Genomic DNA, 3,261 nt, shown 5'->3' on the forward strand with positions numbered 1-3,261 from the left:
GGTTCACCCGTCAGGGGTGATGCGGGCCGCTCGGCGAGACGCTTGAGTTGGGTTCACCACGAGTGCCCAGAAGCGGCGTAGGCGCGGGAGTCCCGAGTGTCCGACAACAACGGTCCGTTCCGGCTTGCGATGTTCAAGTTCTTCATCTTCTTCGCCTACGTCCGAGACCTTCTGGATGCTCTTCATGATTGTCGTGCCGATCCTCGGTATGTTGATCTACCTCATCGCCGGGGCGGAGGCATGACCCAGCGTGCCACCCCGTCCCAGCAGCAGATGCAGAGGGCACAGGTCCACTACGCCCAGGCCGGCGTCCCCACCCAGAGCGGCGCGTCCGCCTCAGATCAGATCGCCAGCGCCAAAGGTCTGCCGGACTCCGCTGCTATCTCCCAGCCCGAGTCCGACCAGCTGAAAGCCAAGGCCCTCGCGTGGTGACCCAGCAGGTCTGTCGGGATCACTAGGCCAAGAAGAGGTTTCGATGTCCGTTCTTGCGAAGCTGACTCCGGAACCGTTGCGCGGCTACAAGCGCGCCTGGCTGACGGGCGACGTCGTTGCAGGTGTCACCCTGGCCGCGGTAGCGATCCCGGAGACCATGGGCTACACCTCGATCGCGCAGACCCCGGTGGTGACTGGTCTTTACACGATCATCTTCCCGACCCTTGCCTTCGCCCTCCTGGGCTCCTCGCGGTTGCTTGTCGTGGGCGCAGACTCGGCGACGGCCGCAATCATGGCCGCCGGGCTGGCCGGGCTCGGCGTCGCCGGGCTCTCACCCAACTCGGCTGAGTGGCTCGCCTGGGCGAGCCTGGTGGCCCTGGTCTGCGGCGGGCTGCTCGTTCTGGCGCGGCTGCTCAAGCTGGGGTTCCTCGGCGACTTCCTGAGCGCCTCGGTGCTCATCGGCTTCCTGACCGGCGTCGGCATCCAGGTACTGACCGGTCAGATCCCGGGGATGCTGGGGATTCCCAAGGGAACTGGCAACTGGTTCCATCAGCAGTGGTACACGCTCACCCATCTTGTCGATGCCAGTGGGCCCACGGTCGCCTACGCCGCCGGGACATTGATCATCATCTTGGGCTGCAAGCGGTTCGCGCCGAAGGTTCCGGGGGCCGTGATCGCGGTGGTCCTGTCGATCGCCGTGTCCAACGCGTTGGACTCCAGTGCCAACGGGGTCGCGGTCATCGGGCCGGTCCAAGGGGGCTTCCCGCCCATCGGCCTGCCCGCGGGGATCACGTGGAGCGACATACCTACGGTCATGGGGATCGCCTTGTCGTGCTTCATCCTCATCATCGCCCAGAGCGCTGCGACGTCCCGTAGCTTCGCGATGAAGCACGAGCAGCGCGTCGACGTGAACCGCGACATCGTCGGTCTGGCGGGCGCCAACTTCGCTGCTGGCCTGAGCGGCACCTTCGTGGTCAACGGCAGTCCGACGAAGACCGAGATCCTCGACGAGCAGCGCGGGAAGACCCAGCTCGCCAACATGACGATGTCGCTGGTCGTGCTGGTGGTCGTGCTGTTCCTCACCGGGTTCCTCACGAACATGCCCACGGCCGTCCTTGCCTCGATCGTCTTCCTCATCGGCCTCGGCCTGGTCGACCTCAAGGGGCTCCAACGTATCCGCGCCGCCCGGGTCAGCGAGTTCCTCATCGCCGGCCTCACCGCAGTGGTGGTCTTCGCCTGGGGCGTCGAGCAGGGCATCATCCTCGCGATTGTGGCCTCGATCCTGGAGCTGGTGCGCCGGGCCTACTCACCCAAGGACTTCGTCCTCGGGGTGGACCAGGAAGGCGAGCCGACCTATCAGAAGGCCGAACCGGGGGCCGAGAGCCTCCCCGGGCTCCTCGTGTTCCGCTTTGACGCGGAGCTCTTCTACGCCAATGCCAGCCTGTTCGTCGACGACATCGAAGGCCTCATCGCGGCCGCACCGACCAAAGTGCGCTGGCTGGTCCTCGACTGCTCGGCGATGGCCGACATCGACTACTCGGCCAGCCTCAACCTCGCGGGACTCATCAAGTCGGCGCACGCGGGTGGCGCGGTCTTCGCCCTCGCCAACGTCGACCCCAGCCTGCTCACCACGCTTACCAGGTATGGCACGCTCGAGGACTTCGACAACGCCCACATCTTCCCGTCCCTGCGGGACGCCGTGGAGGCCTTCCGCGCTGACGCCCCCGCGAGCACCTGAGCGGAACGATTGCGGCCACGGGCAGAGGTGGCCGCACCGTCTGCCACGCGCGATCCACGCCCACCCGACCTACCCACCCCGCAGCGGACACCCTGACGTGAACCGCCCGTCTCAGCCCGTCGGTGACCGCTCTGGGTCCGCCGGATCGGTCCGCTGCCCCCGAGGACCAGTCGGACCCGCGACGCAGGCTTCGACCGCCGCCGTGACAGTGGCGTGGAAGTGCTCGGGACCGATCAGCTCAATGAGCCCGGTCTGGGCGAACTGTTCACGGAGCTCTTCGGTCGCACGGGCCACCTCGAGGACGATGTTGCGGCTGTGCAGTCCGGCTTGCACCTCGCGGACAGCTTCGACTGCGCTCGCGTCGATCCCACTGATCATGGCAGCGTCGAGCACGAGATACCTCACTGGCTTGGGGGCGCCGTCGACGGCCGCCCACACCCGGCGCTTGAAGAAGTGGGCGTTCGCGAAGAACAGCCGTTCCTGGATCCGGTACACGACGACCCCCGGGGTCACCTCGGCCCGGGGGTGGGTGTCCACATCTGCGTACCGCTGATCGGAACGGGAGTAGCCCAGGACTGCGTCACCGGGCGTGGCCGCTCGGCGAACGACGTCGATGACCGACAGCACGACCGCGACCACGATGGCGGGCAGCACGCCGATGCCGACCACCACCAAAGCAGTGACCGCCGAGATCCCGACCTCGACGCGGCTGCTGTGGGCCAGACCCCGCCACTGCTCGGGCTCGATCAGCTTCAAGGACGCGAAGACGATCACCGCGCCGAGGACCGCGGTGGGTAGGTATTGGATCGGTTCGGTGAGGAACAGCAGGATCAGCCCGATGGCCCCGAAGCTGACGAGGCCACTGACCTGGCTGGTCGCCCTCATCGAGTCGTTGACCGCCGTGCGTGATCCGCTGGCGCCGATCGGCATGCCCTGGGTGAAGCCCGCCCCGACGCTGGCAGCACCGAAGGCCAGCAGCTCTTGGTCCGCGTCGATCGTCTCGCCATGGCGGGCGGCGAACGATCGTGCGGTCAGGACGGCGTCCGAGTAGCTGACCAGGAAGATCGCGACAGCCGGCATGACCAGCGAGA

4 protein-coding genes are annotated in these 3,261 nt (G+C 66.9%); 3 read left to right on the forward strand and 1 reads right to left on the reverse strand.

All coding sequences use genetic code 11. From position 1 onward, the window contains the following. Positions 1-175 precede the first annotated feature (175 nt). Genes VIM19_16995 through VIM19_17005 form a run of 3 tightly spaced genes read left to right on the forward strand, consistent with a single transcriptional unit; the run spans position 176 to position 2,170 of the window. Positions 176-244, forward strand: coding sequence for a hypothetical protein (locus VIM19_16995; protein HEY5186553.1), 69 nt, complete (start codon positions 176-178; stop codon positions 242-244). Next, complete coding sequence (locus VIM19_17000; GenBank protein ID HEY5186554.1) at positions 241-432, forward strand: hypothetical protein; 192 nt, start codon at positions 241-243, stop codon at positions 430-432. The genes VIM19_16995 and VIM19_17000 overlap by 4 nt, the downstream gene beginning before the upstream one ends. Positions 433-475: 43 nt before the next feature. Further along, on the forward strand, positions 476-2,170 hold the full coding sequence (locus VIM19_17005; protein ID HEY5186555.1) for a SulP family inorganic anion transporter: 1,695 nt from the start codon (positions 476-478) through the stop codon (positions 2,168-2,170). A 111-nt stretch (positions 2,171-2,281) separates the two neighbouring features. On the opposite strand, the gene VIM19_17010 is transcribed toward VIM19_17005, so the two are convergent. Continuing rightward, positions 2,282-3,261, reverse strand: a 980-nt coding sequence (locus VIM19_17010) for a SulP family inorganic anion transporter (protein HEY5186556.1), incomplete at its 5' end; no start/stop codon positions are given.

This window comes from Actinomycetes bacterium, from assembly GCA_036510875.1.
Classification (GTDB): Bacteria; Actinomycetota; Actinomycetes; order Prado026; family Prado026; genus DATCDE01.

Coding starts and splice junctions, on each gene's coding strand:
- VIM19_17000 (HEY5186554.1), top strand. CDS start 241: ATGACCCAGCGTGCCACCCCGTCCCAGCAGCAGATGCAGAGGGCACAG.
- VIM19_17005 (HEY5186555.1), top strand. CDS start 476: ATGTCCGTTCTTGCGAAGCTGACTCCGGAACCGTTGCGCGGCTACAAG.